The following is a 25,651-nucleotide window of genomic DNA, read 5'->3' as shown; positions in this document are numbered from 1 at the left end:
TCAACAATCTGTTGTGTGAAACATTTCTCCGAACGCCTTCGCCACGCACGTCAACATCGCGGTCTTTCTCAGGCAGATTTGGCACGTCTATGCGGATTGACCCAGAGCGCCATCTCCAATTATGAAAATGGCACTCGTCGGGATGCACGTGAAATTCTGGAGTTGAGCAGAGCCTTGAATGTCAGCGCTTTGTGGTTGCGCAAGGGTATCGGCACGATGGAGTTCACGCAGGACAGCTACACATTGTCCGAACCCCTGGATGGTCCTCCCATTGTTACCTGGCCTTTCCGTCTGTTTTCCGTCGATGAAGTGGTTGCTTTGGCAGATGGCGAACGTGATTTGCTCGATCGCACTTTGCGTCATTTACTGGACGGCATGAAAAAACGCTAGGCACCGTACGTTCTACCCACCTATACCGCCTGCCTTGTTAAACACCCCTGACATTCAAGCTTTAAGCACAGGCTTGAACCCGACAAATCTGGTGCTGCCCCCATCTTAAGCTTCTCTTCGTTTCATTCAGCCGGTTAAGCCAGACATTTTTATCACATACGACATTTTTACTCAAAACCATCGTGCAGGGCGTTCCATGAACAATCTGTACTGTGAAACACTTCTCTGATCGCCTCCGCCACGCCCGCCTGCAACGCGGCTTTTCTCAAGCCGAGCTGGCTCGTCTGTGCAACCTCAGTCAAAGCGCCATCTCCAATTACGAGAGTGGTACGCGGCGTGACGCGCGCGAAATTCTGGATCTGGCCAAAGCCCTGAATATCAGTGCTCAATGGCTGAAAAACGGGCTGGGCAATATGGAGCTGAGTGCAGCCCATGCCACCACCTTGCAAGACTCCGGCGAAGGCCCACCGATTGTGACCTGGCCCTTCAACCGCTTTTCCGTGGACGAGATTGTGGCTTTGCCACCCAAAGAGCGTGACCATCTGGATCAAACCATCCGTCATCTGCTCAACGGTATGAAAAGAAAATAAGCCTTATACGTCCACAAGCAGCTCCAAGATACCTATACTTGTCAGCACGCAGGGGTACTCGCCATTTGGCGGGTTGAGATAAACCCTCGTACCAGTACGGATAATGCCGATGCTGGGAGCGTGTGCCACAGGTGCAATGCCTGCACGGCACTTCTTCCTATATCGGCTCCACCATTTCTTTGGAGCTGCAATGACAAGCAAAACCCCTTCTTTTACGGCCACAGCGGCCAGCGTAGACCCGGCTGCGATCCAGCCCTTACCCAACTCCCGAAAGATCTATCAAACCGGCTCACGGCCTGATCTGCGTGTGCCTTTTCGGGAAATCTCCCTGGCTGATACGCCCAGCCACTTCGGCGCCGAGCCGAATCCTCCCTTAAGCGTTTATGACACCAGCGGTCCCTACACAGACCCCTCGGTGCAGATCGATATTCGCAAAGGCCTGCCCCCGCTACGCCAAGCCTGGATCAGCGAGCGCAAGGACACCGAGTTGATGGCAGGACTCAATAGCCAGTACGGTCAAGCCCGCCAGGCCGACCCGGAACTGGACACGTTACGCTTCGAGTTGAAGCGTCAGCCTCGACGCAGCATTTCGGGAGCCAATGTCACGCAAATGCATTACGCACGGCGCGGCATCATCACTCCCGAAATGGAGTTTGTGGCGATTCGGGAAAATCTGCGACGCGAGCAATACATTGAAAGTTTGCGGGCCAGCGGTCCGCAAGGTGAAGAGATGGCTCGTCGCCTGACCAAGGTACACCCTGGTCAAGGTTTCGGCGCCAGCTTGCCCACCACGGTCACCCCCGAGTTTGTCCGTGATGAAATTGCGCGTGGCCGAGCCATTTTGCCCGCCAATATCAACCACCCGGAAACCGAGCCCATGATTATTGGCCGCAATTTCCTGGTGAAGATCAACGCCAATATCGGTAACTCCGCCCTGGGCTCCACCATTGGCGAAGAGGTCGAAAAAATGACCTGGGCGATTCGCTGGGGTGCGGACACCATCATGGATTTGTCCACGGGCAAGAATATCCATGAGACGCGCGAATGGATTATTCGCAACTCGCCGGTTCCTGTCGGTACGGTGCCTATTTACCAGGCCCTGGAAAAGGTCGGCGGCATTGCCGAAGATCTGACTTGGGATATTTTCCGCGACACCTTGATTGAGCAGGCCGAGCAAGGCGTGGACTATTTCACCATTCATGCCGGTGTGCGTTTGCCCTTTATTCCCATGACGGCCAGCCGCATGACAGGCATTGTTTCGCGCGGTGGTTCCATCATGGCAAAGTGGTGTCTGGCGCATCACCGCGAAAGCTTCCTGTACGAGCATTTCGAGGACATCTGCGAGATCATGAAGCAGTACGACGTGGCTTTCTCGCTAGGCGATGGCTTGCGTCCCGGCTCGGGCTATGACGCTAATGATCAGGCACAATTCGCGGAACTGCGTACCCTGGGCGAGTTGACCCAGGTAGCGTGGAAGCATGATGTTCAAGTCATGATTGAAGGTCCTGGTCATGTGCCTTTGCATCTGATTCCAGAGAACATGCAGTTGCAGCTGGAGCACTGTCATGAGGCCCCCTTCTACACCTTGGGGCCTTTGGCAACGGACATTGCGCCGGGCTACGATCACATCACTTCCGGTTTGGGTGCGGCGATGATTGCCTGGCAAGGTACGGCGATGCTGTGCTATGTGACGCCCAAGGAGCATCTGGGTTTGCCGAACAAGAAGGATGTGAAGGACGGCATCATCACTTACAAGATCGCAGCGCATGCAGCGGACTTGGCCAAGGGGCATCCCTCGGCGGCATTCCGGGACAATGCCTTGTCCAAGGCGCGCTTTGAGTTCCGTTGGGATGATCAGTTCAATTTGGGTCTGGACCCGGATACGGCACGTGAATTCCACGACGAGACCTTGCCCAAGGACTCAATGAAAGTGGCGCATTTCTGCTCCATGTGTGGGCCCAAGTTCTGCAGCATGAAGATCTCGCAGGATGTACGGGACTATGCCAAGGCTAATGGTCTGGATGAACAGTCCGCTGTGGATCAGGGGATGAAGGAAATGTCAGTGCAGTTTGTTCAACAGGGCAGCAAGCTGTATCAGGAGGCTTGATGCTGTGTTGAATGCAGGCCTGGTGTGAACATGATCTTTGTTTGATCAGGCCTTGATGGATTAAAGCCCTGGGTGGATTCTTTCTGCCTGGGGCTTTTTCTTTTTGGAGCTTCGTCATCTCATTTGATTGGAAAGCGAGGTTTAACAGTCAGAAGAGATCGTTGCTGAAGACGCCAGTTAAGCCTAGCTTCAGGGTGTCCGGGCTGAGGGTTTGCCGGTGCTGCGCACCGGTGCCCTTGTCAGGAGATAGCTAAGGGCGCATCCTGAACTCGCCGGGTACTTGGTCCCCCGGACCAAGTACAAGCGTCCGGCTCAAACAGCAGGATGCTTGCACCCCTACGCTATCTCCCGACCGCGGCAAACCCTCTGAACCGCCCGGACACCCTGAAGCTAGGCTCAACTGGCTCACAATCGTTTTTTCTGGACGGTTCAAACTGCATCCTTGAATGGCGTGTGGCACTTTCCTGGTCTGCGTCGAATCTCTGACCTCTGACCTATCACCCATCACCTATCACCTATCGCCTGAGACCTTTCACCTCCGACCTCTCTCCTCAGTCCCTTCACCTCAGACGCCAAACCTCAGACCCAAGATCCGAGATCCGAAATCCCAAATCCCAAATCTCACACCCAGACCCTCAATACATGATTGCTTGAATAGCCACGGTATGAGCCCTTGGGGGCGGTGGGGACCCGGAGGGGCGATTCAGAGTACTTGCCGCAGGCGGGGGCATCATCCGGGGTGCAAGCACTCTGCTGTTTGAGCGGGGCGCTTGTGGTTCGTCCGGGGGACGAACCACCCCGCGAGTTCAGAGTGCGCCCGGATGATGTCCTCGACAAGGGGACCGGTGCGCAGCACCGGCAAGTGCTCAAGCCCCTCCGGGTCCCCACCGCCCCCAAGGGCGTGCTCATTACTGGGTTCTACTCAATAATCAGCCCTGCCCCTCTCAAATAACGTTAATGCCATCAACGACAACAGATAACCACCAATCAGCAGTTCACAACTAATAACTGACAACTGACAACTGACAACTGACAACTGACAGAACATGCTGCCCTCAAACCATGCCCTCACTCCCCGATCAAACAAAAAAAGCCCGGTTAGAAAACCGGGCCTTTTGTCAGCACACCTTAAGGCGGCAAGCAGAGACTTACTTCTGCGGAGCGTACAAATACAACTCCACGCGGCGGTTCATGGCACGGCCTTCAGCCGTCGCATTATCCCCAATAGGAGCGTTCGGGCCACGGCCTTCTACCATCAAACGACCTTGTCCCACACCTTGCTGCGTCAGGTAATTCGTCACAGCGCTTGCGCGGTTAACCGACAAAGTTTGATTGGTCTGTGCCGACCCGGTGCTATCGGTATGACCGACAGCCTTGGCACGCAGCTCTGGATGCTGATTCATGGCGCGAGCCACACTATCCAGAACAGGCAGCAAAGCAGGCTTTAACTGATAATGGCCGGTATCAAACGACACACTGCTAGGAATATTGACCCGCAAGCTGCCATCGGGCATTTCGGTCACATCCACACCCAGGCCAGTTGCGCCAGACTGCTGAACATCCTTTTTAATGCCAGACCAGTTGTACGCTGCAATACCACCAGCCAGTGCACCGATACCTGCACCAATCATGGCGGCCTTGCTGCTATCACCAATCAAAGCCCCAAGACCAGCCCCCACAGCAGCGCCGCCACCCGCACCCACTGCGGTACGACCACCTGTGCTCATATTGTCCATCGTGCCGCAAGCGGCCAAAAGGGAAAGAGCACCAGCACATGCTGCTAATTTTGCAGAACGAATGGAAATTGTCATTATTGGCTCCGTAATCTCAAATTAAGTACCAGGACCGCCTGAATGCCTCCAATACTAGCAAGAGGCACCGCAAGCAGGTACTTCAAAACAGACTTCACTGCCTTCTTTAACAATTCTTGATCTTGCCAACGACCGCACAAACTGCAGTCACTGATTGCCTGGGGGCTAAGTACTTGAAAGCTTAGAACAACTCGGCACCCGAGTCGGCAACGACTTCTTTGTACTTCTTCAGATCATTGCTGACAAGCTCGCTGAATTCAGCCATGGTACCAGGCTGCACATCCGAGCCCATGGTAGCCAGTGCTTCACGCACGGCCGGGTCCATCAAAGCCTTGGAGTAAGCGGCATGCAGCTTGTCCAGCACAGGCTGTGGTGTACCGCCCGTAGCAAACACTCCAAACCAGGTGCCCAGATCAAAAGGCTTCACGCCAGCCTGCTCCATGGTGGGAACATCAGGCAGGAAGCTGGAACGCTCCAGAGTCGTCACAGCCAGGGCCTTGACGGTATCTGCCTTGATCAACGGCGCTGCCGAAGCCAGGTTATCAAACATGAAATGCACTTGGCCTGCCAGCAAGGCCGTTTTGGCAGGGTTGGCACCGGCGTAAGGCACATGCACGGAATTGATCTCGGCACGGGTGTTCAGGACCTCACCGGCCAGATGACCCGCACTGCCATTACCGCCCGAAGCAAAGTTCATTTGACCGGGATGCTCTTTAGCGTAGCTGATCAGATCCTGCACCGAAGCAATCTTGTTTTGTTCGGCAAACTCTTTGTTCACGATCAGAATGTTAGGCACCGAGGCAACCAGGGCGATAGGCGCAAAGCTCTCGACCGGGTCAAAAGGCACGGTCTTGTACAGCCAGGGGTTGATGGAGTTGATCGCCACCGCCCCCATCATCAGGGTATAGCCGTCCGGAGCGGCCTTGGCCACAATGCTGGCACCGATATTGCCACCCGCACCCGACTTGTTCTCCACCACAACCGTGCCCAGGTCGCCTTTGACGCGTTCAGCCAGCAAGCGAGCCATGCTGTCCAAAGGGCCACCCGGTGGATAAGGCACCACGAACTGGATAGGTTTGGAAGGATAAGCATCCTCCGCCATTACAGCCGGGGCAGCCATGACAGCCGCGACACCAGAGACAGCCAGCAGCCACTTACAGACTCGAAACATCACTTTTTTTTCCTTGAAATAAAAATGCATATGGGCTGCACAAGGCAGCCCATACAGAGCAGCCACTGATCCTTAATGAATGATCTGGCTTAAGAACTCACGCGTTCTTTCACTGCGTGGCGAGTCAAAGAACTCATCAGGCGTATTTTGCTCGATGATTTCGCCCTGATCCATAAAAATGACCCGATCAGCCACTTTACGCGCAAAACCCATCTCGTGGGTCACGCACAACATCGTCATGCCGGTATGGGCCAGCTCGACCATCACTTCCAGCACTTCCTTGACCATTTCCGGGTCCAGCGCCGAGGTCGGCTCGTCAAACAGCATAATTTTAGGCTCCATGCACAAGGAACGCGCAATAGCCACCCGCTGTTGCTGTCCACCAGAGAGCTGTCCGGGATACTTGTTGGCCTGCTCTGGAATACGTACACGCTCCAGATACTTCATGGCCAGCTCCTGAGCCTGGGCCTTGGTCTTGCGACGAACCCACATCGGCCCCAAAGTCAGGTTTTCCATCACGGTCAGGTGAGGAAACAGATTGAAGTGCTGAAAAACCATGCCCACGTCACGCCGAATAGCCTCGACCTGACGCACATCGTTGGTGAGCTCTTCACCGGACACAATGATCTGCCCTTTCTGATGCTCTTCCAGGCGGTTAATGCAGCGGATCAGGGTGGACTTGCCCGAACCCGAAGGCCCGCAAATAACGATGCGCTCGCCGGGGGCCACATCCAGATTGATATCGCGCAGCACATGGAACTGCCCGTACCATTTATTGACGTTCTTTAGCTGAATAATGGCGTCTGCCATGCAAAACTCCTTGTCTGGCCAGCAAAGCAATGGGACTTACCCAAGGCTTTACTACCTGTGTCAGCGTTCATAACCCGTTTGCAAACGTCGCTCCAGCGAACGACTGTAGCGAGAGATGGAGTAGCAGAACACAAAATAAATCAGTGCGATGAACAGATAGGCTTCCCGGCTAAAGCCGCGCCAGGCCGCATCGGCCAGGGCCACTTTGGCCGCCTGGGTCAAATCGAAAATACCGATAATCACGACCAGGGAGGTGTCCTTGAACAGGGAAATGAAAATGCCTACCAGTGGCGGGATCACGATCTTGAGCGCCTGCGGCAAGATGATCTGACGCATGGTGCGCCAGTAGCTCAAGCCCAGCGAAGCCGCGCCTTCATACTGTCCCTTGGGAATGGCTTGCAAGCCGCCCCGCACGGTTTCCGCGATGTACGCCGCCGCAAACAAAATGATGGCGATCTGAGCACGCAGCAGCTTGTCGATGTTAAAGCCCTCGGGCATGAACAAAGGCAGCATTACCGAGGACATGAACAGCAAGCTGATCAGCGGCACGCCACGAATCAGTTCGATGTAAACCACGCACACTGCCTTGACGGCCGGCAAGCGCGAGGTACGTCCCAAGGCCAGCAACAAGCCCAAAGGAAAGGCGAACGCGATGCCGAAGGTAGCCAAAATCAAGGTCAGCGGCAAACCGCCCCACAGGCTGTTTTCCACATAGCTCAGGCCCAGCACACCGCCCCACATCAAAATACCCACGACGGTCAGGCCAACCAGCCACAGTACAGGCAGCCAGGGTTTCCAGAACCAGCGCACGCAGCTGCACACGATCAGCAAGGTCAGCAGGATGGAGGCCAACAAGGGTCGCCATTGCTCGTCATAGGGATAGATGCCAAACAGGATCAGACGGTGCTTTTCACGAATGAAAGCCCAGCATGCACCCGCACTGGCCCGACAATCCTGCGCGGTTTGCGCATCGAAATTGGCCTTGATGAACAGCCAATCGATCATGGCTGGCACAGTCATCAAAAGCAGCCAGGCCGACAACACCGTCAAAATGGCGTTCAAGGGAGAGGAAAACAGGTTCTGGCGCAGCCAGCCCAGGGTGCCCCGCTGCAGTGGCGGTGGCCCGCTTACGGTGGATGTAGGCGTATGACTCATTTAGCGCTCCACCAAAGCAATTCGGTTGTTGTACCAGTTCATGAAGATCGAGATCGACAAGCTGACCGTCAGGTAAGCCGCCATGATGATCAAAATGCCTTCAATCGCCTGCCCTGTCTGGTTCAAGGTGGTGTTCACCACAGACACAATATCGGGGTAGCCAATAGCCACGGCCAAGGAACTGTTTTTAGTCAGGTTCAAGTACTGGCTGGTCATGGGAGGCACAATCACGCGCAGAGCCTGGGGCAGAACCACCAGACGCATCATGCGGCCACGGGACAGACCCAGTGCCTGCGCCGCTTCCCATTGTCCTTTGCCCACGGCCTGAATACCGGAACGCACCACTTCCGCCACAAAGGCCGAGGTATAGGTGATCAAACCGGCCAGCAAGGCGGCAAACTCAGGCGATAAGGTCACGCCCCCGACAAAGTTGAAACCTTGCAGACGGGGCACATCCAGCGCCAAGGGTTCGGGGCTGATCAGCAAGGCCAGAACCGGCATCAGAACCAGCAGCAAAATGCCAAAGCGAATGGTGGGGAAAGGACGGCCCGTTTTTTCCAGACGACGACGCGCCCAGTGCGCCATCAAGACCCACAGCACCACCGCCAGGCCCAGACCCATGAAGATCCAGTCCATACCATCGCCCTGGAGGGTGGGCAGCTTCAAACCACGATTCGATAAAAATACGCCGCCCAGCGGATTCAAAGCCTGCCGCGGTCCGGGCAAGGTCTCGGTAATCAGGGCGTACCAGAAGAACAGTTGCAGCAGCAAAGGCACGTTACGCATCACTTCCACGTACAAGCCCGCCAGCCGGGAGACCAGCCAGTTCTTGGACAAGCGTGCAATGCCCAGCAAGGTGCCAAACACGGTGGCAGCAATAATGCCGATCACCGCCACTTTCAGCGTATTGACCAGACCGACCAGAATGGCCCGCCCATACGTATCCGAGGGCTTATAAGCCAGCGCCGACTCGCCAATGGCAAAGCCAGCCTCTCGATTCAGGAAATCAAAGCCTGTAGAAATATTGCGAACAGCCAGGTTGTGCAAGGTATTGGAGACCAGATACCACACACAAAAGCCAAGCACACCCAAAATCAGCACCTGGTAAATAATGCCGCGTGTGAACGGATCATTCCAGGACAGGCGCCGTTTAGGGGGGGCTGGCGCGGCAGGTGTATTTTGTGCCATAGCGTAAAACCCATGGATGCAGCACTACGCGTAGCCCTGCGAGGTGGCGCGCGTCTGGCCGAAGCCAGACGCAAGAACAAACAGCGAAGACCGAAATCTTAACGCACTGGCCAGCCGTACATCACACCACCGTCACGCCATTGCGCATTCAAACCGCGCTCCAGCTTCAAGGCGGTCGATTTACCCAGATTGCGCTCGAAGCTTTCGCCGTAGTTGCCGACCTGTTTAATTATGTTGTAGGCCCACTTGTTATCCAGCTTCAGACCTTTGCCCAGCTCGCCGGACACGCCCAGAATGCGCTGAATGTTCGGGTTATCGCTCTTGGTCTTTTCATCCACGTTCGCGCTGGTAATGCCATATTCTTCGGCTTCCAGCATGGCGTTCAGAGTCCAGCGCACCAGGGTGAACCAGTCCTCGTCGCCCTGACGCACGAATGGGCCCAGCGGCTCTTTGGAGAAATCCTCGGGCAGGATGTCGAACTCATCCGGCGTAGCCTGGGCGGCACGCATGGCTGCCAGCTGGGATTTATCGCTGGTAAAGCCGTCGCAACGACCGGAGGTAAAGGAGCGCATGGCTTCTTCAGGGTTGTTGATCACCACAGGGTTGAACTTGATCCCCTGACCACGGAACCAGTCCGCCAGGTTCAGCTCGGTCGTGGTGCCGGGCTGTACGCACACAGCGGCCCCATCCAGCTCTTTAGCGCTTTTCACGCCCAGGGATTTTTTCACCATCACGCCCTGGCTGTCATAGTAGTTAATGCCAGTGCTGACCAAACCCAAAGTTGTGTCGCGAGAGATCGTCGCGGTGGTATTACGGGTCAGCACATCGACTTCACCCGATTGCAGGGCGGTAAAGCGCTGCTGAGTGGTCAAAGGCGTAACCTTGTATTTTTTGGCATCCCCAAAAACAGCAGCGGCGATCGCACTGCACATGTCCACGTCAATGCCGGACCAGACACCCTTACTGTCTGCCAGCGAGAATCCTGCAATACCGGTTGAGACACCGCACTGAACAAAGCCTTTCTTCTTCACCGAGTCCAGGGTTTCACCTGCCTGTGCATTAGCGGCCAAGGCCATCAACGCAACACTACATGCAATGGTTTTCACTAAGGTCATGGAATATCACCTCCTGTTTACTTTTGGTAAATGGATGCAGATTACAATTGCAGCTAAGCTGTGGTGTCCAATCGTAGAGCCAGACTGTCCAAACACAAATCGGGGGTTTCCCTCTAACAATCTGACTAATACTTTTACCTACGCCGACATTTTCATGCGAGCCCCGGCGGTCATTCCCCAGGGGCTTTCCAAGCAGATTCCTCTTTAATTGTGCGTCGCGATGATCGAGTTCCAACACGTTTTTAAATCGTATGGCCGCAGTAAAAATATTCTAGCCGACATTAATTTTCGCATTGATGACGGCGAATTCATTTTTGTGTCCGGCCCCTCTGGAGCAGGTAAATCCACTTTATTGCGTCTGATCGGAGGCCTGGAGCTGCCTAGCCGTGGTTCTGTCCAGGTCAATGGACACAGGCTGGACAAGCTGCCGGCCCGCGCCCGTCCCTATCTGCGACGCGCGGTGGGTGTGGTTCTACAAGATACGCACTTGCTGCAAGACCGCAGCGCCCTGGCCAATGTGCTCCTGCCCCTGGCAGTCATGGGTCTGGAGCCCAGCACGGCGCAGGCACGTGCCCGCGCCGCCATGGAAAAAGTGGGCCTGCGTGGCAAAGAAGATTTAAAGCCGGTGGAAATGTCGGGGGGTGAACAACAACGGCTGGCGATTGCCCGCGCTATTGTGAATCGCCCGGCTATTTTGATTGCCGACGAACCCACTGCCAATTTGGACGCTGATAACGCCAAACGCATCATGGATGTATTGATGGACTTTAACCGGGTGGGTGTCACCACCTTAATTGCTTCGCACGATCTGAATTTGATGGCACGCTATGCACGTCGAACCCTGCTGATTCAGGACGGCCGTTTTTCCGATCACCCAGGAGTGCTGGCATGAGAACCTGGCTGCGTCATCATCAATACGCCTTTCTGGTGGCCCTGCGCCGCCTGAAAGTGCAACCCTTCTCCTCCCTGTCCAACCTGCTGGTCATTGCCTTGACCCTGGCTGTACCCGTTCTGGGAGCCAGTATCTTGCTGGCCGCTCAACCTGTCGTGCGCGAGATTCCGACCTCTCCCGAAATGACCGTGTTCATGAAACAGAACAGCACGCTGGAACAGGCGCAAGCCTTCAGTCAGGCCGTGGGCAAAGAGTTTCAAACTGAACTGGCCCAGATCAGGCTGGTCAGCAAGGAGCAGGCGCTCAAACAACTGCAAAGCAACCCCAGCTGGACAGATGCCTTGGGCGCCTTGCCCAGCAACCCCTTGCCACACGCCATTGTGCTGACCCTGCATGAAACACCGGATCTGGTAACGCGTGCTGACACCCTGGCCAAGACCCTGCAAGGCCGCGAAGGCGTGGATAGCGTACTGCTGGATAGTGAATGGGTGCAGCGTCTGGCCGCGATTCTAAGCTTCATCCGTATTGGCTTATGGATTCTGATGGCAGGCGTGGGCGTAGTCGTGATTGCCACTGTGTTCAATACCGTCCGTCTGCAAGCCCTGAACCAGCGTGAAGAAATTGCCGTGGCCCGTCTGGTCGGCGCCACCGAAGCCTTTGTACGCCGCCCCTTCCTGTATATGGGCGCGCTAACCGGCCTGACGGCCAGCGCTCTGGCATGCGGTCTGGCCTTGCTGGCACTGACCCCGCTGAACAAAGCTTTATCCAGTCTGGCCCAAAGCTATGGCGTCCAGTTGACGCTCCGGCTGCCGGAATTTTCTCTGTTGCTGACAGCGGCTATTTTGGTCGCCATTTTGGGCGCCCTGGCAGCACGCTGGTCTGTTACCCGTAGTACCCAATATTGATGTCACTTCCTGAACCCTGTCCCCAAGATCTGGCCGAAAAAGTGGTGGCCTGGCAAAAAACCTCCGGCCGCCACCACCTCCCTTGGCAGAACACGCAAGATCCTTACCGCGTCTGGCTTTCCGAAATCATGTTGCAGCAAACCCAGGTCGCTACCGTACTGGGTTATTACGAGCGTTTTCTGGAACGCTTCCCCACCGTCAAGGATTTGGCCGAGGCCGAGCAAGATGAAGTCATGCCCTATTGGGCCGGGTTGGGCTACTACGCCCGCGCCCGTAACTTGCACCGCTGTGCCCGCGAGGTCATGGAGACATGGGGCGGCCGTTTTCCGGCTAATGCCACAGATCTGGCGACCTTACCCGGCATTGGCCGCTCTACCGCCTGTGCCATCGCCGCCTTCTGTTTTGGCGAACGCAGCCCCATCATGGACGGCAACGTGAAACGCGTGTTCACACGCTACTTCGGGATCTATGGGCCCACGCAGAAAAAGGCCGTGGAAAACACCTTGTGGGCCAAGGCAGATGAGGTCGTGGAACTTGCCCCCGCCAGCCTGGATATGGCGGCCTACACCCAAGGGCTGATGGACCTGGGCTCGCAATGCTGTACCCGCAGCAAGCCCACCTGTAGTCTCTGTCCGCTGCAAAGCGACTGCTACGCCCACACGCATCAGGCACAGTCCGAGCTACCCAGCCCCAAAGAACGCATTCGTCAAGATGAGCGCTATGCACATGTGCTGATTCTGGAACTGAATGGCCAGGTTTTGCTGGAACAACGTCCTGACAAGGGAATTTGGGGTGGTCTGCTCACCCTGCCCCAGTTTGACGATGCCATCAGCCTGCAAACGGCGGCACTGCATTGGTCTAACAAGGAGGCTATCGCGCTGGCCTCTTTCCAGCATGTGTTCTCGCACTTCAAGCTGCACATCACCCCTTGGTTACTGCAAGTCGATGAATCTGTACTGGCTGAGCCAGTGGCAGGCCAGCAATGGCAGGATCATGAAGCACTGGAGCAGACCGCTTTACCTGCGCCCATACGCAAGCTGCTGCTGGGCTTGTACCAGAGCAAGGATAGTGAACAGTTACTGCTAAGCTGATGCCAAGATCCCCGACCTAATCCGGGGGGAGCGGCGCCTATGCAGGCCGCGCTGGCTTATCGTTGCTGATGCTCATCAGCATCCCGCAGGCGACACCCAAGGTCATCAGGGCCGTACCGCCATAGCTCAGGAACGGCAAAGGCACGCCCACCACGGGCAGAATTCCCGTCACCATGCCTATGTTCACGAACACATAAACGAACAGCATCATGGACATGGAACCGGCCAGCAGACGGCTGAATTGGGTGTGAGCCACAGCAGCAATCGACAAGCCGCGCAGGATCAACAAGGCGTACAGCACCAGCAGCATGATGCCGCCGTACAAACCGAATTCTTCGGCAAACACTGCAAAAATAAAGTCGGTTGTGCGCTCGGGCACGAAATCCAGATGGGACTGGGTGCCCATCATGTAGCCCTTGCCGTAAACACCACCAGAACCGATCGCAATCATGGACTGGATGGTATGGAACCCTCTGCCCAAACGGTCACTACCGGGGTTCAGCAAGGTGCAGACACGGTGCTTTTGATAGTCGTGCAACACCACCCAATCCAGGTCAGGTACGCAGATATAGTCTTCGTAGTACAGCAAGGCGCTAATGCCCAGCACCAGCACCACCACAATGGGCACGATCAGCTTGAAGGACAGGCCTGCAAAGTAAATCACGCAGAAACCGGCCGCAAACACCAGCAAAGCCGTACCCAAATCCGGCTGACGCACGATCAGCAGGAACGGAATCATCAGCAAGATGCCTGCCACCATGAAGTCCAGCAGGCTCATCTTGGGCCGCTGATAGCGGTGGAAATACCAGGCCAACATCAAGGGCACGGAAATTTTGAGCATTTCCGAGGGCTGAATACGTGCCACCCCCAGGTCCAGCCAGCGCGTTGCGCCCTTGCTGGTTTCGCCAAAGAACTCCACCCCCAAAAGCAACACGACCCCGATCGAATACACCACCGGAGCCAGCTTCATCCACAAGGCAGGCGGAATCAGGGCGGCCAGCCACATCACACTAAAGGCCAACAGGAAATTACGCACCTGATCGGCAAAGCGCCAGTCTGTACCGCCCACAGCGGAATGCATGACGGTCATGCCCAGCGCAGCCATCAGCACCAGCAAAAGCAGCAAAGGCCAATCAAAGGCGGTGACGGCTCTCAGGCCCAGTTGCAAAAGTCGCTTCATTGCATCTGCCCTCGTTCCACCAACCAGTAATCAAAGACCTTGCGCACAATCGGTGCCGCAACCGAACCACCCCAACCTGCGTTTTCCACGATCAGGGCAACAGCAATTTTGGGGTTCTCTGCCGGGGCGTAGGACATGAACAAGGCGTGGTCGCGCAAACGCTCATCAATGGCGTTGGCGTTGTACTTGGCACCGCGCAAGCTAAAGACCTGTGCCGTACCCGTTTTGCCAGCGGCCTGATACGCCGCACCCGCAAAAGCCCGGCGGGCGGTGCCCAAACGCACCACATCCACCAGAGCACGTTTGACCACATCCACATTGGCCTGCTTCAGGGGGATCAGCTTGGCATCAATACGCACGGGCTGTTCAATTTCCGGATCATGGGGGCTGAGTGTCTGGGTGACCAGATGCGGAGGCCGCACAATGCCATTGCTGGCCAACACGGCAGTCGCATGGGCCAGTTGCAGCACAGTAAACGAGTTATAGCCCTGGCCCACGGCCACCGAGATGCTTTCCCCTGCATACCAGCGCTGTTGGGCCGGTTTTTTGTAGGCCTGACGTTTCCATTCGGTAGAGGGCAGAATGCCTTGGCGCTCGCCATCCAGATCAATGCCGGTTTGCTGACCAAAGCCAAACTGCTTCATGAAATCGTGCAGATTATCAACGCCAATTTCCGGGCCTAAAGAGTAGAAGTAAGTATCCGAAGACACCACCAGGGCGCGGTGCATGTCGGTAGAGCCATACACAGCGCCACCCGCGTTACGGAAACGCTGTCCTCCGAACTCAAAGTAACCAGGGTCAGAAATACGGTCTGTTGCCTTGCGCTTGCCAGTTTCCAGAGCCGCCAAGGCCACAAAGGGCTTGTAAGTCGAGCCGATAGGATAGGTGCCGTACAGTGGGCGGTTAATCAGCGGGTGGTCGGGCGAGTCATTCAGCTTGCGCCAGTTCTCTACGTCAATACCGTCAATAAACAGGTTCGGGTCGAAAGACGGGGCCGACACAAAAGCTAGCACTTCGCCAGTGCTGGGCTCGATCGCCACCAGCGCACCGCGTCGTCCTGCAAACAGGGCTTCAGCCATTTTCTGCAGGCCAATGTCCAGCGATAAACGCAAGCTGGCACCCGGTACGGGGTCGACCCGGCTCAAGGTACGTACTGGACGGCCCGAAGCAGCCACTTCCACTTCCTCGATCCCTGTGCGACCGTGCAGGGTCTTTTCCCAGGTTTTCTCGATCCCTTTTTTGCCAATGACCTGCGTGCCACGGTAATTACCGGTTTGCCCGGTTTCTTCCAGGCGCTGCTGATCGCCCTCGGAAATACGGCCCACATAACCCAGCACGTGCGCCGCCGCCTCGCCTTGCGGATACTCGCGCACCCAGCGAGCCTGCAAGGTCACGCCCGGGAACTTGAAAGCATGGGCAGCAAACCAGGCGGCTTCATCATCGCTCAGGTTATTGCGCAACAGGATTTCAGAATATCGACTATTTTGCGCGACGTTTTGCTTGAATCGACGACGATCACGTGGACTTAGCTCCACCAGTTCGCCGACACGATCCAGCATATCGTCTACCGGCTCGCCCAGACTGGCGGGTACGGCCGACAAGGTGTAGTCCCGGTAATTACGGGCCAGCACCTCGCCATTGCGGTCCAGAATCTCGCCTCGACGAGGGGTAATCGGGATAACAGCAATACGGTTTTGATCGGCTCGGGCGGCAAAGCCTTCGTAGCGCACCACTTGCAAATACCACAAGCGCACGCCCAGCACCCCTAACAGTACGCAGGCCAGAACGGCCGCCACCAAGGCGCGAAACAGAATGCGCTGGCGCAACTGATGCGAAGTTTTTTTGAATTCAAACATGTCCGCCCTACCCGTCAGGACGAACCGGAGTCGGACTCGTCCAGACGTCGCTGCGGCAAGAACAGCACACTATCGGCCAGCGGCCACAGGGCGGCGGTCAACAAGGCGCCTCCGGCCCACTCCCAGCCAGACCACTCCCCTACCAGCCAGGCGTGCAGAACCCGCACAATCAACTGGGCCAGCAGCATGACAACTGCCATGTGCAAGAAGTGAGTCCACATGCCAAAGTTCAGGATGCGCTTGCGCAGCAGCAATGCGCCGTACACGACCAGAATATAAGCTAGGGCATGCTCGCCCAGCAGACTGCCATCGTGCACATCCACCAGAATGCCCACAATAAATGCCAGTGACATGGGAACACGGCGCGGCTCGTGTACGGCCCAGAAGGCCAGCACCAGCATCAACAGATCGGGCGCAAAGGGCAGCAGGCGCCAGGGCAGCATGGAAACCAGCCACATCAGCAGAATCGAGCCCCACACCAACCAGGGGCTGGAAGCGCGCGAAAACGGGCTGCTATCAATAGGCTGCAAACTACTCAAGGATGAGGACCGGGTTTTACGGCCAGAGGTGTCCGAGGACTCAGCGCGTCGCATCATTGGCATCGTCCTGTTCAAGAGGGCGCTCGCTCTCGGGCACTAGCAAAATCAGAAAATGGCGATAACGCTCGGGGTGCGACAAAGGCGTCACCAAGGCCAGCGCAAAACCGGACGCATCATCGCGCTCGATACTGCTGACCATGCCCACCGGCAGCCCGGCAGGGAACAAGCCCCCTATACCGCTGGTGATCAAGGTATCGTTCGGCTCCAGATCCACATCAGCCGTCAGAAAACGCACTTCCACTTTGCCACCGGGGTTGCCACCGAAGGCAATCAAACGCAGACCATTGCGCAACACCTGTACCGGCACCGAGACTTTATCGTCCGTGATCAGTGCAGCTTCCGAGGTAAAGCGCGTGACACGCACCACCTGGCCAACCACGCCGCCTTCGTCAATAACCGGCATACCGGGTCGAATGCCGCTGGCCGAGCCTTTATTGAAGATCAGGTGACGGGCGTACCCATTAGGCGGTTCGTACAGAACCTCTACCGCGACAGACGGTTGGGTAACCGTATCGGCCACTTGCAGCAAACGGCGCAGTTGCTCGTTCTCAGCAGACAGCTGGGCGGCATGGGTAGACAACTGAGCCAGCTCGATACGCTGGCGTTGCAAGGCTTCTTTTTCGGAACGGGCGGTGGAGGCCGCGTCGGTCCAGCTGCTGAAATAAGTAACCAGATCACGAGGGGCCAGCATGACACGCTGAAAGGGATACAGCACAGTGGCCACGGCCTGCCGCACGGGTTCGAGCACAGCATAACGAGCGTCAGTAATCAACAAGCCCACAGCCAGCACCAAAAGAGCGGCCAGACGCAGCTCAGCTGATGAGCCGCGCCTAAATAGCCGGATGGAGCCTTGTTCTCGCATTACTCAAGCACTCGATCGCTTGCCCCCACAGGCAGACACTGCCGTGAAGGCCAAGCAAAGATCAATCGTAAATGAATACGGACTCCAGACGCTCCAGATGTTCCAGAGCCTCACCGCAACCCCGTACCACGCAGGTCAGAGGATCTTCAGCCACCACGACGGGCAAGCCGGTCTCTTCTTGCAGCAGACGGTCCAGGTCATGAACCAGAGCACCACCACCTGTCAGGACGATGCCCTTGTCAGTGATGTCCGCACCCAGTTCTGGAGGAGTTTGTTCCAGAGCGGTTTTAACCGCGGAAACGATTTGATTCAAGGGATCGGTAAGCGATTCCAGAATCTCGTTGGACGACACCGTGAAACTGCGTGGCACCCCTTCGGACAAATTACGACCCTTGACTTCAATCTCGCGAATTTCAGTGCCAGGGAATGCGGAACCGATCTCTTTTTTGATCAATTCAGCCGTAGGTTCACCAATTAGCATTCCGTAATTGCGACGGATGTAATTAATAATGGCTTCGTCAAACTTGTCGCCACCGACGCGAACCGATCCTTTATAGACCATACCGCCTAAAGAGATCACTGCCACTTCGGTTGTACCACCACCGATATCCACCACCATGGAGCCGCTGGCATCGGACACGGCCAGGCCTGCACCGATCGCGGCCGCCATGGGCTCTTCAATCAGGTAGACCTTGCTGGCGCCAGCGCCCAGAGCAGATTCTTTGATGGCACGGCGTTCCACCTGGGTGGAGCCGCAAGGCACACACACGATAATGCGTGGGCTGGGAGCAAACATGCTGCGTGGGTGAACCATGCGGATGAACTGCTTGAGCATTTGCTCGGTAACCGTAAAGTCCGCGATCACACCATCCTTCATGGGCCGGATGGCTTCAATATTGCCAGGCACCCGACCCAGCATTTGCTTGGCCTCCTGCCCAACGGCCTGAATGATTTTTTTACCATTAGGTCCACCTTCATGGCGGATGGCTACAACGGACGGTTCATCCAGTACGATACCCTTGCCGCGTACATAGATAAGGGTATTGGCCGTACCGAGGTCGATTGCCATATCGCTGGAAAAGTAACTGCGTAGGAATCCGAACATGGGCGCGCAAAGTGTAAAGTGTTTGGGGAAAAGGCAGGTAAATTCGGCGCGGAACTCAAGCGTAAAACGACAGGCACAAGAACCAGGCAACGAATTCAAAAATACCTGGGAAGGAAACGGTCAATGATAACTTATAATTGCTCTACATTAGGACTGTTTTAATGGTCAGTTAAGTTCTGTAACCCCCGCATTTGCTGTAAAAGTGCCAAACTGTCCCTAACTGACGGATTTCCGCTTTTTTTTATTACTCATTTTCCAGTACCCACCCACATGTCTATCACTGAACAGGATGTTGCCCGTATAGCGCAACTGGCGCGCCTTGATCTTTCTGCTGAACAAGCCTCCCAGGTCGAGCACGATTTGACGCGCATCCTGGGCCTGATCCAGACCTTGCAAACCGTTGATACTCAAGGCGTTGAGCCCATGGCCCACCCTTTGTCCGCCCGCCAGCAGATCAGTCTGCGTCTGCGCGAGGACAAGGCCCTGCCTTCCGGAACGGTAGAAAGCCGTCAGGCCATGATGCGCAACGCCCCCGCCGAGCAGGATGGCCTGTTTCTGGTGCCCACGGTCATCGAATAAAGCAAAACCATGTCTTTTACCCCTGAATTCGCGACTATTGCAGCGCTGCGCCAAGCTCTGCAAAACAAAACCGTCAGTGCCCGCGAGCTGGCCCAGCAAGCCCTGGACAACAGCGCCCGTCAAAAAGAGCTCAATGCCTTCGTGCAGCAGGACGCTGCCCTGACCCTGGCCCAGGCCGATGCTGCTGACGCCCTGATTGCTCAAGGCAAGGCCGGTCCACTGACCGGCATCCCTATCGCCCACAAAGATTTGTTTGTCACCAAGGATTGGCAGACCACCGCCTGCAGCAAAATGCTGGAAGGCTACGTCAGCCCCTTTGACGCCACGGTCGTGACCAAGCTGCAGGCAGCCGGTGCTGTCTCGCTGGGCAAGTTGAACTGTGACGAGTTCGCCATGGGCTCGCGCAACGAAAGCTCGGTGTTTGGCCCCGTGCGCAACCCTTGGGATCACTCCATGGTGCCCGGTGGCTCCTCGGGTGGTTCTGCCGCCGCTGTCGCTGCTGGCCTGGTAGCGGGTGCGACTGCAACCGATACCGGTGGTTCGATTCGCCAGCCTGCCGCCCTGTGTGGTGTCAGCGGCATCAAGCCCACCTACGGCACGATTTCCCGCTTCGGCATTATTGCCTACGGCTCCAGCCTGGATCAGGCCGGCCCTATCGCCCGCAATGCACGCGACTTGCTGGACTTGCTGGAGAACATGTGTGGTTTCGACCCGCAAGACGCCACCAGCCTGGAATTTTGCGACGATCAGCCCAATAACGGCGCGCGCATTCGTCAGCAATTTGAACAGCAACAGGCTCAACAAGAAGCCCAAGGCAGCCAGCCACTGAAAGGCCTGCGTATTGGTGTGCCCGCCCAGTTCTTTGGCCCCGGCCTGGACCCGGTCGTTGCCGACGCCATTGAAGCCGCCCTGAAAACCTACGAAAGCCTGGGTGCAGAGCGCGTCACCGTGCAACTGCCCCTGACAGAGCTGTCTGTCCCGACTTACTACGTCATCAGCCCCGCTGAGGCCTCCACCAACCTGTCGCGCTTTGACGGCGTACGCTTTGGCCACCGCGCCAGCCAGTACACCGATCTGAACAGCATGATTTCGCGCTCGCGCTCGGAAGGCTTTGGCCCTGAAGTGGTACGCCGCATCCTGGTCGGCACTTATGTGCTCTCGCATGGCTACTACGACGCCTACTATCTGCAAGCCCAACGCGTGCGCCGCATGATTGTGGACGACTTCCAGAAAGTCTTTGAACAGTGCGACCTGATCCTGGGCCCCGTCACACCGGCTCTGGGCCGCAAGCTGGGTGCCACCATCGAGGATCCCACCACCGATTGGCTGGGCGACGTCTACACACTGGGCGTGAGCCTGGCCGGCCTGCCCGCCATGTCCATTCCTTGCGGATTCAGCAAGGATGAGCGCCCCCTGCCCATCGGCCTGCAAATCATTGGCAACTACTTCCGTGAAGGCCAGTTGCTGGCCTTTGCCGACCGCTTCCAGCAAGTCACCGACTGGCATCAACGTCAACCAGGACAACAATAATGGAATGGGAAATTGTGATCGGGCTGGAAACTCATACCCAGCTCTCGACCGAATCCAAAATCTTCTCCAGCAGCAGCACTCGCTTTGGCGCCTTGCCCAACACGCAAGCCAACGAAGTCGATATGGCCTTGCCCGGCGCTCTGCCTGTCTTTAACCGTGGCGCTGCCGAACGGGCAATTCGCCTGGGTCTGGCCGTAGGCGGCCACATTGCGCCGCGCTCCGTGTTCGAGCGCAAGAACTACTTCTACCCGGATCTGCCCAAGAACTACCAGATCAGCCAGATGGAAATTCCTGTCGTCAGCGGCGGTACGGTCAGCTTCATGCTGGACGGTGAAGAAAAAACCATCAATCTGACTCGCGCCCACTTGGAAGAAGATGCCGGTAAATCCCTGCATGAAAACTTCCGTGGTCCTTACGGCGAGTCCAGCACCGGGATCGACTTGAACCGCGCAGGCACTCCGCTGCTGGAAATCGTGTCCGAACCTGAAATGCGCTCGGCAGCTGAAGCCGTGGGCTATGCACGCGCCCTGCACAGCCTGGTAGTCTGGCTGGGCATTTGCGACGGCAATATGCAGGAAGGCTCTTTCCGTGTGGATGCCAACGTATCGGTACGCCCCAAAGGCCAGAAAGAATTTGGCACTCGCTGCGAACTGAAGAACATCAACTCCTTCCGCTTCCTGGAACGTGCCATTCAATACGAAGCACGCCGCCAGATCGAGCTGATCGAAGACGGTGGCAAAGTCATCCAGGAAACGCGCCTGTACGACTCGGACCGTGACGAGACCCGCAGCATGCGCAGCAAGGAAGATGCACACGATTACCGCTACTTCCCCGATCCTGACCTGCCACCTCTGTTTATCAGTGAAGAGTGGATCGAACAGGTTCGTCAGGACATGCCTGAACTGCCCGCCCAGAAACTGGCTCGCTTCGAGCAAGAGTTTGAACTGAGCCGTTACGATGCCTCGCAACTGACGGTAGATCGTGCAACGGCTGACTTCTTCGAAGCCATCTTGCAGGCGGGCTCCAAGGCTAACGCGAAGCTAGCCGCCAACTGGATTCTGGGCGAACTGTCGGCTGCCTTGAACCGTGAAGAGCTGAACATTGAGCAGTCCAAAGTCAGCCCAGCACAATTGGCTCAGCTGATTGCCCGTATTGCTGACGGCACCATCTCCAACAAGATTGCCCGTGACGTGTTCGCGGCGCAGTGGGACGGCGAGCTCAATGGCGATGTGGACGCCATTATCGACGCCCGTGGCTTGAAGCAGATCAATGACGTAGGTGCCATTGAGGCCATGGTGGACGAAGTACTGGCCGCCAACCCCAGCATCGTCGAGCAGCACCGTGCCGGCAAGCCAAAAGCCTTCAACGCCTTGGTCGGTCAGGTGATGAAGGTTGCCAAGGGCAAGGCCAATCCGCAGCAGATCAACGAAATGCTCAAGCAAAAGCTGGACGCCTAAGTCCGGACTCTACGCTTAACGGATACAAAAACACCAGGCCAAGGCCTGGTGTTTTTTTACTGCTGAACTCTGCTTAACAAACGCAGATGATCAGACACCGTAGCGGTCGCGGTAGGCTTTCACTTGAGGAGCATGAGCCGCCAAGGTGGTATCGTCCGCCAGCACCGCCATGATGTCAGCCAAAGAGGCAATGCTGATCACAGGAATACCGTAAGTCTGTTCCACTTCCTGCACTGCAGAATGCGCGGACAGTTCCTGATCGTTACCGGCGCGCTCCATGCGATCCAGAGCAATCAGCACCGCGGCAGGTTCTGCACCTGCGGCCTTGATGATCTGCATGGATTCACGCACGGACGTACCCGCTGTGATCACGTCATCAATAATCACGACCTTGCCTTGCAAAGGAGCGCCCACCAGGGTGCCGCCTTCGCCGTGGTCTTTGGCTTCCTTGCGGTTGAAAGCAAAAGGCACATCACGCTCACCGATTTGTGGGTGCTCGGCCAAGGCAATCGAGGTTGCGGCAGCCAGAGGGATCCCCTTGTAGGCGGGACCAAACAGCATGTCAAAAGACACGCCCGAATCCAGCAAAGCCTGAGCATAGAAACGGGCCAGCTGACCCACACTACGTCCCGTATTGAACAGGCCGGCATTGAAGAAGTAAGGACTCAAACGGCCAGACTTGACCTTGAATTCCCCAAAGCGCAGCACTCCCTGTTCCAGGGAAAAGCGCACAAAATTGCGACGATTATCGTTATTAGCCGACATGACAGAGTATGAAAAAGATAGAGACGAAAGGCATTTTAGCGTGATGTGAGCCATCACTTGGCAGGTTCGGCCAGTTCTTCCAGCAAGAAGTCGATAAAACTGCGCACTTTAGGTGTCAAATAGCGACGGCTGGCATAAACGGCATGCAGCTGCTGCAGCTCTTCGGTGTAATCAGGCAACAGGCGAACCAGCCGACCATTCTCCAGATCATCCATCACCAGCCACTCCGGCAAATAGGCCAGCCCTGCTCCACCCAACGCACTGTAATAAGTCAGATTGGTGTTATCCGAACGCATGAAAGGATTCAGGCGCAAGGACTCCGGCCCGTCCGGCCCCAAAAATTCAAAACTGGGCTGCTGTAAATAACTGGGGCTGATAGCCGGCAGACGCATCACCTCCGCACAGTTACGCGGCATGCCGTGCTGGGCCACAAACTCCGGGCTGGCCACCAGATGAAAGGGCGTGGGGCAAATAAGACGTGCAATCTGATGCGGCGCAGGCTCGCGCATCACCCGCAAGGCCAGATCAAAACCTTCCGCCACCAAATCCACTTTATGATTGCTCAGGCTCATGTCCAGAGTCACTTCCGGAAAGCGTGTTTGGTAATCCTGCAACAGCTGCGCCACTTTGCGGTTTGCAAACCACACCGGGGCCGTCACCCTCAACACACCTTGGGGCTGATGCTCAGAACCCGACAATGCCTGCTGTCCGCGCTCCAGAGTATCGAGTGCCTGCAAGCAATAATCAAAGTAGGTTTGCCCCAACTCCGTCAGGCTCAAACGACGGCTGCTGCGATGGAGCAAGCGGGCGCCCAGCTGTTTTTCCAGATTGGCCAAGTGCTTGCTGACCATGGGCGCAGACATATCCAAGCGTTGCGCCGCCGCTGCAAAGCTGCCCGCTGCGACGATTTCCCGGAACACCCGCAAACTCTGAATCGTATCCATGCTTTCCTAATAAGAAAGTAACTAATGAAAATAGGCCTGTTTATTTCCTGATAGTAATTGATTAATCTTGAACGAGCGCTAACCCGGTGCCTGTCTGGGCCTTGAATGGGCGGGACCAGCACCAGGATGTCATCACGTCATGCCTGACACAGAGCTTTTGTCACTACGCCGGGCCAGTGCTTCGTTTACCGATACTGTCAACTTTCCAAAGGAACATACATGAGCGCCCTTACCTCTAGCTGGACTCCTCGCATCCTTAGCCTGCTGCGCATCGTTACAGGCTATCTCCTGCTGACACACGGTACTGCCAAGATCCTGGGTTTCCCCAAAGTAGACATGTTTGCCAACCTGCAAATCAGCTCCATTTACGGCATTGCGGGCATTCTGGAACTGGTTCTGGGTGTCTTGCTGGTGATTGGTCTGTTCTCTCGTTTTGCGGCCTTTATCGCTTCGGGCCTGTGCGCTTTCGCCTACTTTATTGGCCACGCCAGCGGCAGCACCTTCGCAACCCCTATCCTCAATGGCGGTGAGGCGGCAGTTCTGTTCTGCTTTGCCTTCCTGTACCTGGCCTTTGCCGGCCCAGGCCCATGGAGTATTGACGCAGGCCGCGGCAAAGCCTGACGCCTTAACCAACCCCTTATCCCCTGCCCCTATCAGGGCAGGGGCAGGAGATCATCATGACAATGCCCACCTACTTCATCTCGCATGGTGGCGGACCCTGGCCCTGGATGCCTGAAGCGCAAACCATGTACGCCCCGCTGCGTGCTGCCTTGCAGGATATTCCACGCCAATTGGGGCGCACACCCAAAGCGATCTTGATGGTCTCCGCCCACTGGGAAGCTCAACAAGCCAATCTGCTGGTTGCCGCCGCAGCACAACCGAGCATGGTGTACGACTATTACGGCTTTCCATCCCACACGTACGAGATTCACTACCCTGCACCAGGCGATCCTGCTCTGGCCCAACAGGTCTGTAATTTGCTGGAAGGCGCTGGCCTGCCCACTCATCTGGATTCGCAGCGTGGCTTTGACCACGGTGCATTCGTACCGGCTTATGTGATCTATCCGCAAGCCAAAGTGCCTATGGTGCAACTGTCCATTCACGCGAACTACGACCCGGCCCTGCACTACGCCATGGGCGAGGCGCTTGCGCCTTTGCGAGACGAAGAGGTGCTGATTATTGGCAGCGGTCTGAGCTATCACAACCTGCGCAATATGGGCCCTGGCGGTGTGCAGCCCTCTGCCCAGTTTGATGCCTGGCTGCATCAAAGCCTGAGCCTGGAGGACCCTGCCGCCCGTCGTCAGGCCTTGATGGACTGGGAACAGGCCCCGGCCGCACGTATTGCCCATCCCCGCGAAGATCACCTGGTTCCCCTCATGGTGGCCGCTGGTGCTGCGCGTGGCGACGCAGCGCATCGCTTCCACCACGAAACCCAGGCCTTTGGTGGCTTGACCGTGTCCAGCTACCGCTTCGGCTCAGCGTCGTAACAAGCTCTGACGGCCACTGACATCCAGGCAGGTTACGGGTTAAAGTGCTGACGCTATAAGGA

General features: G+C 56.5%; 24 protein-coding genes. 11 read left to right on the top strand and 13 right to left on the bottom strand.

Features of this window, described 5'->3' with window-relative positions; translation table 11 throughout:
• Positions 1 to 15: 15 nt before the first annotated feature.
• The 3 genes from D0C27_RS06615 to thiC all read left to right on the top strand — a co-directional run bounded on the left by D0C27_RS06615 (position 16) and on the right by thiC (position 3,087).
• Positions 16 to 390 carry a helix-turn-helix domain-containing protein gene (locus tag D0C27_RS06615; RefSeq protein WP_022983603.1) on the top strand — a complete coding sequence of 125 codons (375 nt, stop codon included), beginning with the start codon at positions 16 to 18 and terminating at the stop codon, positions 388 to 390.
• Between the two features lie 212 nt (positions 391 to 602).
• Positions 603 to 980 (top strand): helix-turn-helix domain-containing protein, encoded by a 378-nt coding sequence (locus D0C27_RS06610; protein WP_022983604.1) that lies wholly within the window; start codon positions 603 to 605, stop codon positions 978 to 980.
• A gap of 190 nt (positions 981 to 1,170) precedes the next feature.
• A complete protein-coding gene (thiC, locus tag D0C27_RS06605) occupies positions 1,171 to 3,087 on the top strand; it encodes a phosphomethylpyrimidine synthase ThiC (RefSeq protein WP_009460552.1) in 1,917 nt (638 codons plus the stop codon).
• 1,148 nt (positions 3,088 to 4,235) lie between these two features.
• Here thiC and D0C27_RS06600 read toward each other — a convergent pair.
• From D0C27_RS06600 to D0C27_RS06575, 6 genes are all read right to left on the bottom strand, one after another.
• A complete protein-coding gene (locus D0C27_RS06600) occupies positions 4,236 to 4,814 on the bottom strand; it encodes an OmpA family protein (protein WP_088453170.1) in 579 nt (192 codons plus the stop codon).
• A gap of 265 nt (positions 4,815 to 5,079) precedes the next feature.
• Complete coding sequence (locus D0C27_RS06595) at positions 5,080 to 6,069, bottom strand: Bug family tripartite tricarboxylate transporter substrate binding protein (RefSeq protein WP_026484425.1); 990 nt, start codon at positions 6,067 to 6,069, stop codon at positions 5,080 to 5,082.
• A gap of 72 nt (positions 6,070 to 6,141) precedes the next feature.
• Positions 6,142 to 6,879, bottom strand: coding sequence for an amino acid ABC transporter ATP-binding protein (locus D0C27_RS06590; protein ID WP_060186656.1), 738 nt, complete (start codon positions 6,877 to 6,879; stop codon positions 6,142 to 6,144).
• Positions 6,880 to 6,939: 60 nt separating this feature from the next.
• Positions 6,940 to 8,034 (bottom strand): amino acid ABC transporter permease, encoded by a 1,095-nt coding sequence (locus tag D0C27_RS06585; RefSeq protein WP_137430654.1) that lies wholly within the window; start codon positions 8,032 to 8,034, stop codon positions 6,940 to 6,942.
• Positions 8,035 to 9,222, bottom strand: a complete 1,188-nt coding sequence (locus tag D0C27_RS06580) for an amino acid ABC transporter permease (protein ID WP_022983606.1) — start codon at positions 9,220 to 9,222, stop codon at positions 8,035 to 8,037.
• Between the two features lie 98 nt (positions 9,223 to 9,320).
• Entirely contained in the window at positions 9,321 to 10,337 is a 1,017-nt protein-coding gene (locus tag D0C27_RS06575) for an amino acid ABC transporter substrate-binding protein (protein ID WP_035270417.1), read from the bottom strand.
• 220 nt (positions 10,338 to 10,557) lie between these two features.
• On the opposite strand from D0C27_RS06575, the gene D0C27_RS06570 reads away from it, so the two are divergent.
• From D0C27_RS06570 to mutY, 3 genes are read left to right on the top strand one after another with little or no spacing between them, the layout of a single operon-like run.
• A complete protein-coding gene (locus D0C27_RS06570) occupies positions 10,558 to 11,229 on the top strand; it encodes a cell division ATP-binding protein FtsE (protein ID WP_009460544.1) in 672 nt (223 codons plus the stop codon).
• A complete protein-coding gene (locus D0C27_RS06565) occupies positions 11,226 to 12,134 on the top strand; it encodes a cell division protein FtsX (protein ID WP_060186654.1) in 909 nt (302 codons plus the stop codon). The genes D0C27_RS06570 and D0C27_RS06565 overlap by 4 nt, the downstream gene beginning before the upstream one ends.
• Positions 12,134 to 13,225: an A/G-specific adenine glycosylase gene (mutY, locus tag D0C27_RS06560; protein ID WP_060186653.1), complete on the top strand. Its 1,092-nt coding sequence runs from the start codon at positions 12,134 to 12,136 to the stop codon at positions 13,223 to 13,225. The genes D0C27_RS06565 and mutY overlap by 1 nt, the downstream gene beginning before the upstream one ends.
• 37 nt (positions 13,226 to 13,262) lie before the next feature.
• Here the strand turns inward: mutY and rodA are convergent, their stop codons facing one another.
• The 5 genes from rodA to D0C27_RS06535 all read right to left on the bottom strand — a co-directional run bounded on the left by rodA (position 13,263) and on the right by D0C27_RS06535 (position 18,827).
• Positions 13,263 to 14,405, bottom strand: a complete 1,143-nt coding sequence (gene rodA / locus D0C27_RS06555; protein WP_009460538.1) for a rod shape-determining protein RodA — start codon at positions 14,403 to 14,405, stop codon at positions 13,263 to 13,265.
• A complete protein-coding gene (gene mrdA / locus D0C27_RS06550) occupies positions 14,402 to 16,261 on the bottom strand; it encodes a penicillin-binding protein 2 (RefSeq protein WP_035270408.1) in 1,860 nt (619 codons plus the stop codon). Before mrdA ends, rodA begins: the two co-directional genes overlap by 4 nt.
• A 14-nt stretch (positions 16,262 to 16,275) precedes the next feature.
• Positions 16,276 to 16,857 carry a rod shape-determining protein MreD gene (mreD, locus tag D0C27_RS06545; protein WP_080748006.1) on the bottom strand — a complete coding sequence of 194 codons (582 nt, stop codon included), beginning with the start codon at positions 16,855 to 16,857 and terminating at the stop codon, positions 16,276 to 16,278.
• A complete protein-coding gene (gene mreC / locus D0C27_RS06540) occupies positions 16,841 to 17,722 on the bottom strand; it encodes a rod shape-determining protein MreC (protein WP_009460381.1) in 882 nt (293 codons plus the stop codon). The genes mreD and mreC overlap by 17 nt, the downstream gene beginning before the upstream one ends.
• A gap of 61 nt (positions 17,723 to 17,783) precedes the next feature.
• Positions 17,784 to 18,827: a rod shape-determining protein gene (locus D0C27_RS06535; protein WP_003801946.1), complete on the bottom strand. Its 1,044-nt coding sequence runs from the start codon at positions 18,825 to 18,827 to the stop codon at positions 17,784 to 17,786.
• Positions 18,828 to 19,097: 270 nt separating this feature from the next.
• On the opposite strand from D0C27_RS06535, the gene gatC reads away from it, so the two are divergent.
• Genes gatC through gatB form a run of 3 tightly spaced genes read left to right on the top strand, consistent with a single transcriptional unit; the run spans position 19,098 to position 22,393 of the window.
• On the top strand, positions 19,098 to 19,406 hold the full coding sequence (gene gatC / locus D0C27_RS06530; RefSeq protein WP_003801948.1) for an Asp-tRNA(Asn)/Glu-tRNA(Gln) amidotransferase subunit GatC: 309 nt from the start codon (positions 19,098 to 19,100) through the stop codon (positions 19,404 to 19,406).
• Between the two features lie 9 nt (positions 19,407 to 19,415).
• Entirely contained in the window at positions 19,416 to 20,936 is a 1,521-nt protein-coding gene (gene gatA, locus D0C27_RS06525; RefSeq protein ID WP_035270405.1) for an Asp-tRNA(Asn)/Glu-tRNA(Gln) amidotransferase subunit GatA, read from the top strand.
• Positions 20,936 to 22,393, top strand: coding sequence for an Asp-tRNA(Asn)/Glu-tRNA(Gln) amidotransferase subunit GatB (gene gatB, locus D0C27_RS06520; RefSeq protein ID WP_035270404.1), 1,458 nt, complete (start codon positions 20,936 to 20,938; stop codon positions 22,391 to 22,393). Before gatA ends, gatB begins: the two co-directional genes overlap by 1 nt.
• A 90-nt stretch (positions 22,394 to 22,483) precedes the next feature.
• Here the strand turns inward: gatB and pyrE are convergent, their stop codons facing one another.
• Positions 22,484 to 23,158 carry an orotate phosphoribosyltransferase gene (pyrE, locus tag D0C27_RS06515; RefSeq protein ID WP_009460379.1) on the bottom strand — a complete coding sequence of 225 codons (675 nt, stop codon included), beginning with the start codon at positions 23,156 to 23,158 and terminating at the stop codon, positions 22,484 to 22,486.
• Between the two features lie 53 nt (positions 23,159 to 23,211).
• Positions 23,212 to 24,102, bottom strand: a complete 891-nt coding sequence (locus D0C27_RS06510; protein WP_137430653.1) for a LysR family transcriptional regulator — start codon at positions 24,100 to 24,102, stop codon at positions 23,212 to 23,214.
• A gap of 219 nt (positions 24,103 to 24,321) precedes the next feature.
• On the opposite strand from D0C27_RS06510, the gene D0C27_RS06505 reads away from it, so the two are divergent.
• Entirely contained in the window at positions 24,322 to 24,723 is a 402-nt protein-coding gene (locus tag D0C27_RS06505) for a DoxX family protein (RefSeq protein ID WP_026484436.1), read from the top strand.
• Between the two features lie 56 nt (positions 24,724 to 24,779).
• Positions 24,780 to 25,589: a DODA-type extradiol aromatic ring-opening family dioxygenase gene (locus tag D0C27_RS06500; RefSeq protein ID WP_060186651.1), complete on the top strand. Its 810-nt coding sequence runs from the start codon at positions 24,780 to 24,782 to the stop codon at positions 25,587 to 25,589.
• The last annotated feature ends 62 nt before the right edge of the window (positions 25,590 to 25,651 follow it).

Origin of the sequence: Alcaligenes faecalis (assembly GCF_005311025.1) — a bacterium.
GTDB classification, from domain to species: domain Bacteria; phylum Pseudomonadota; class Gammaproteobacteria; order Burkholderiales; family Burkholderiaceae_B; genus Alcaligenes; species Alcaligenes phenolicus.
Note: the sequence above shows the minus strand (reverse complement) of the source record. Positions and strands in the feature narration are given on the sequence as shown.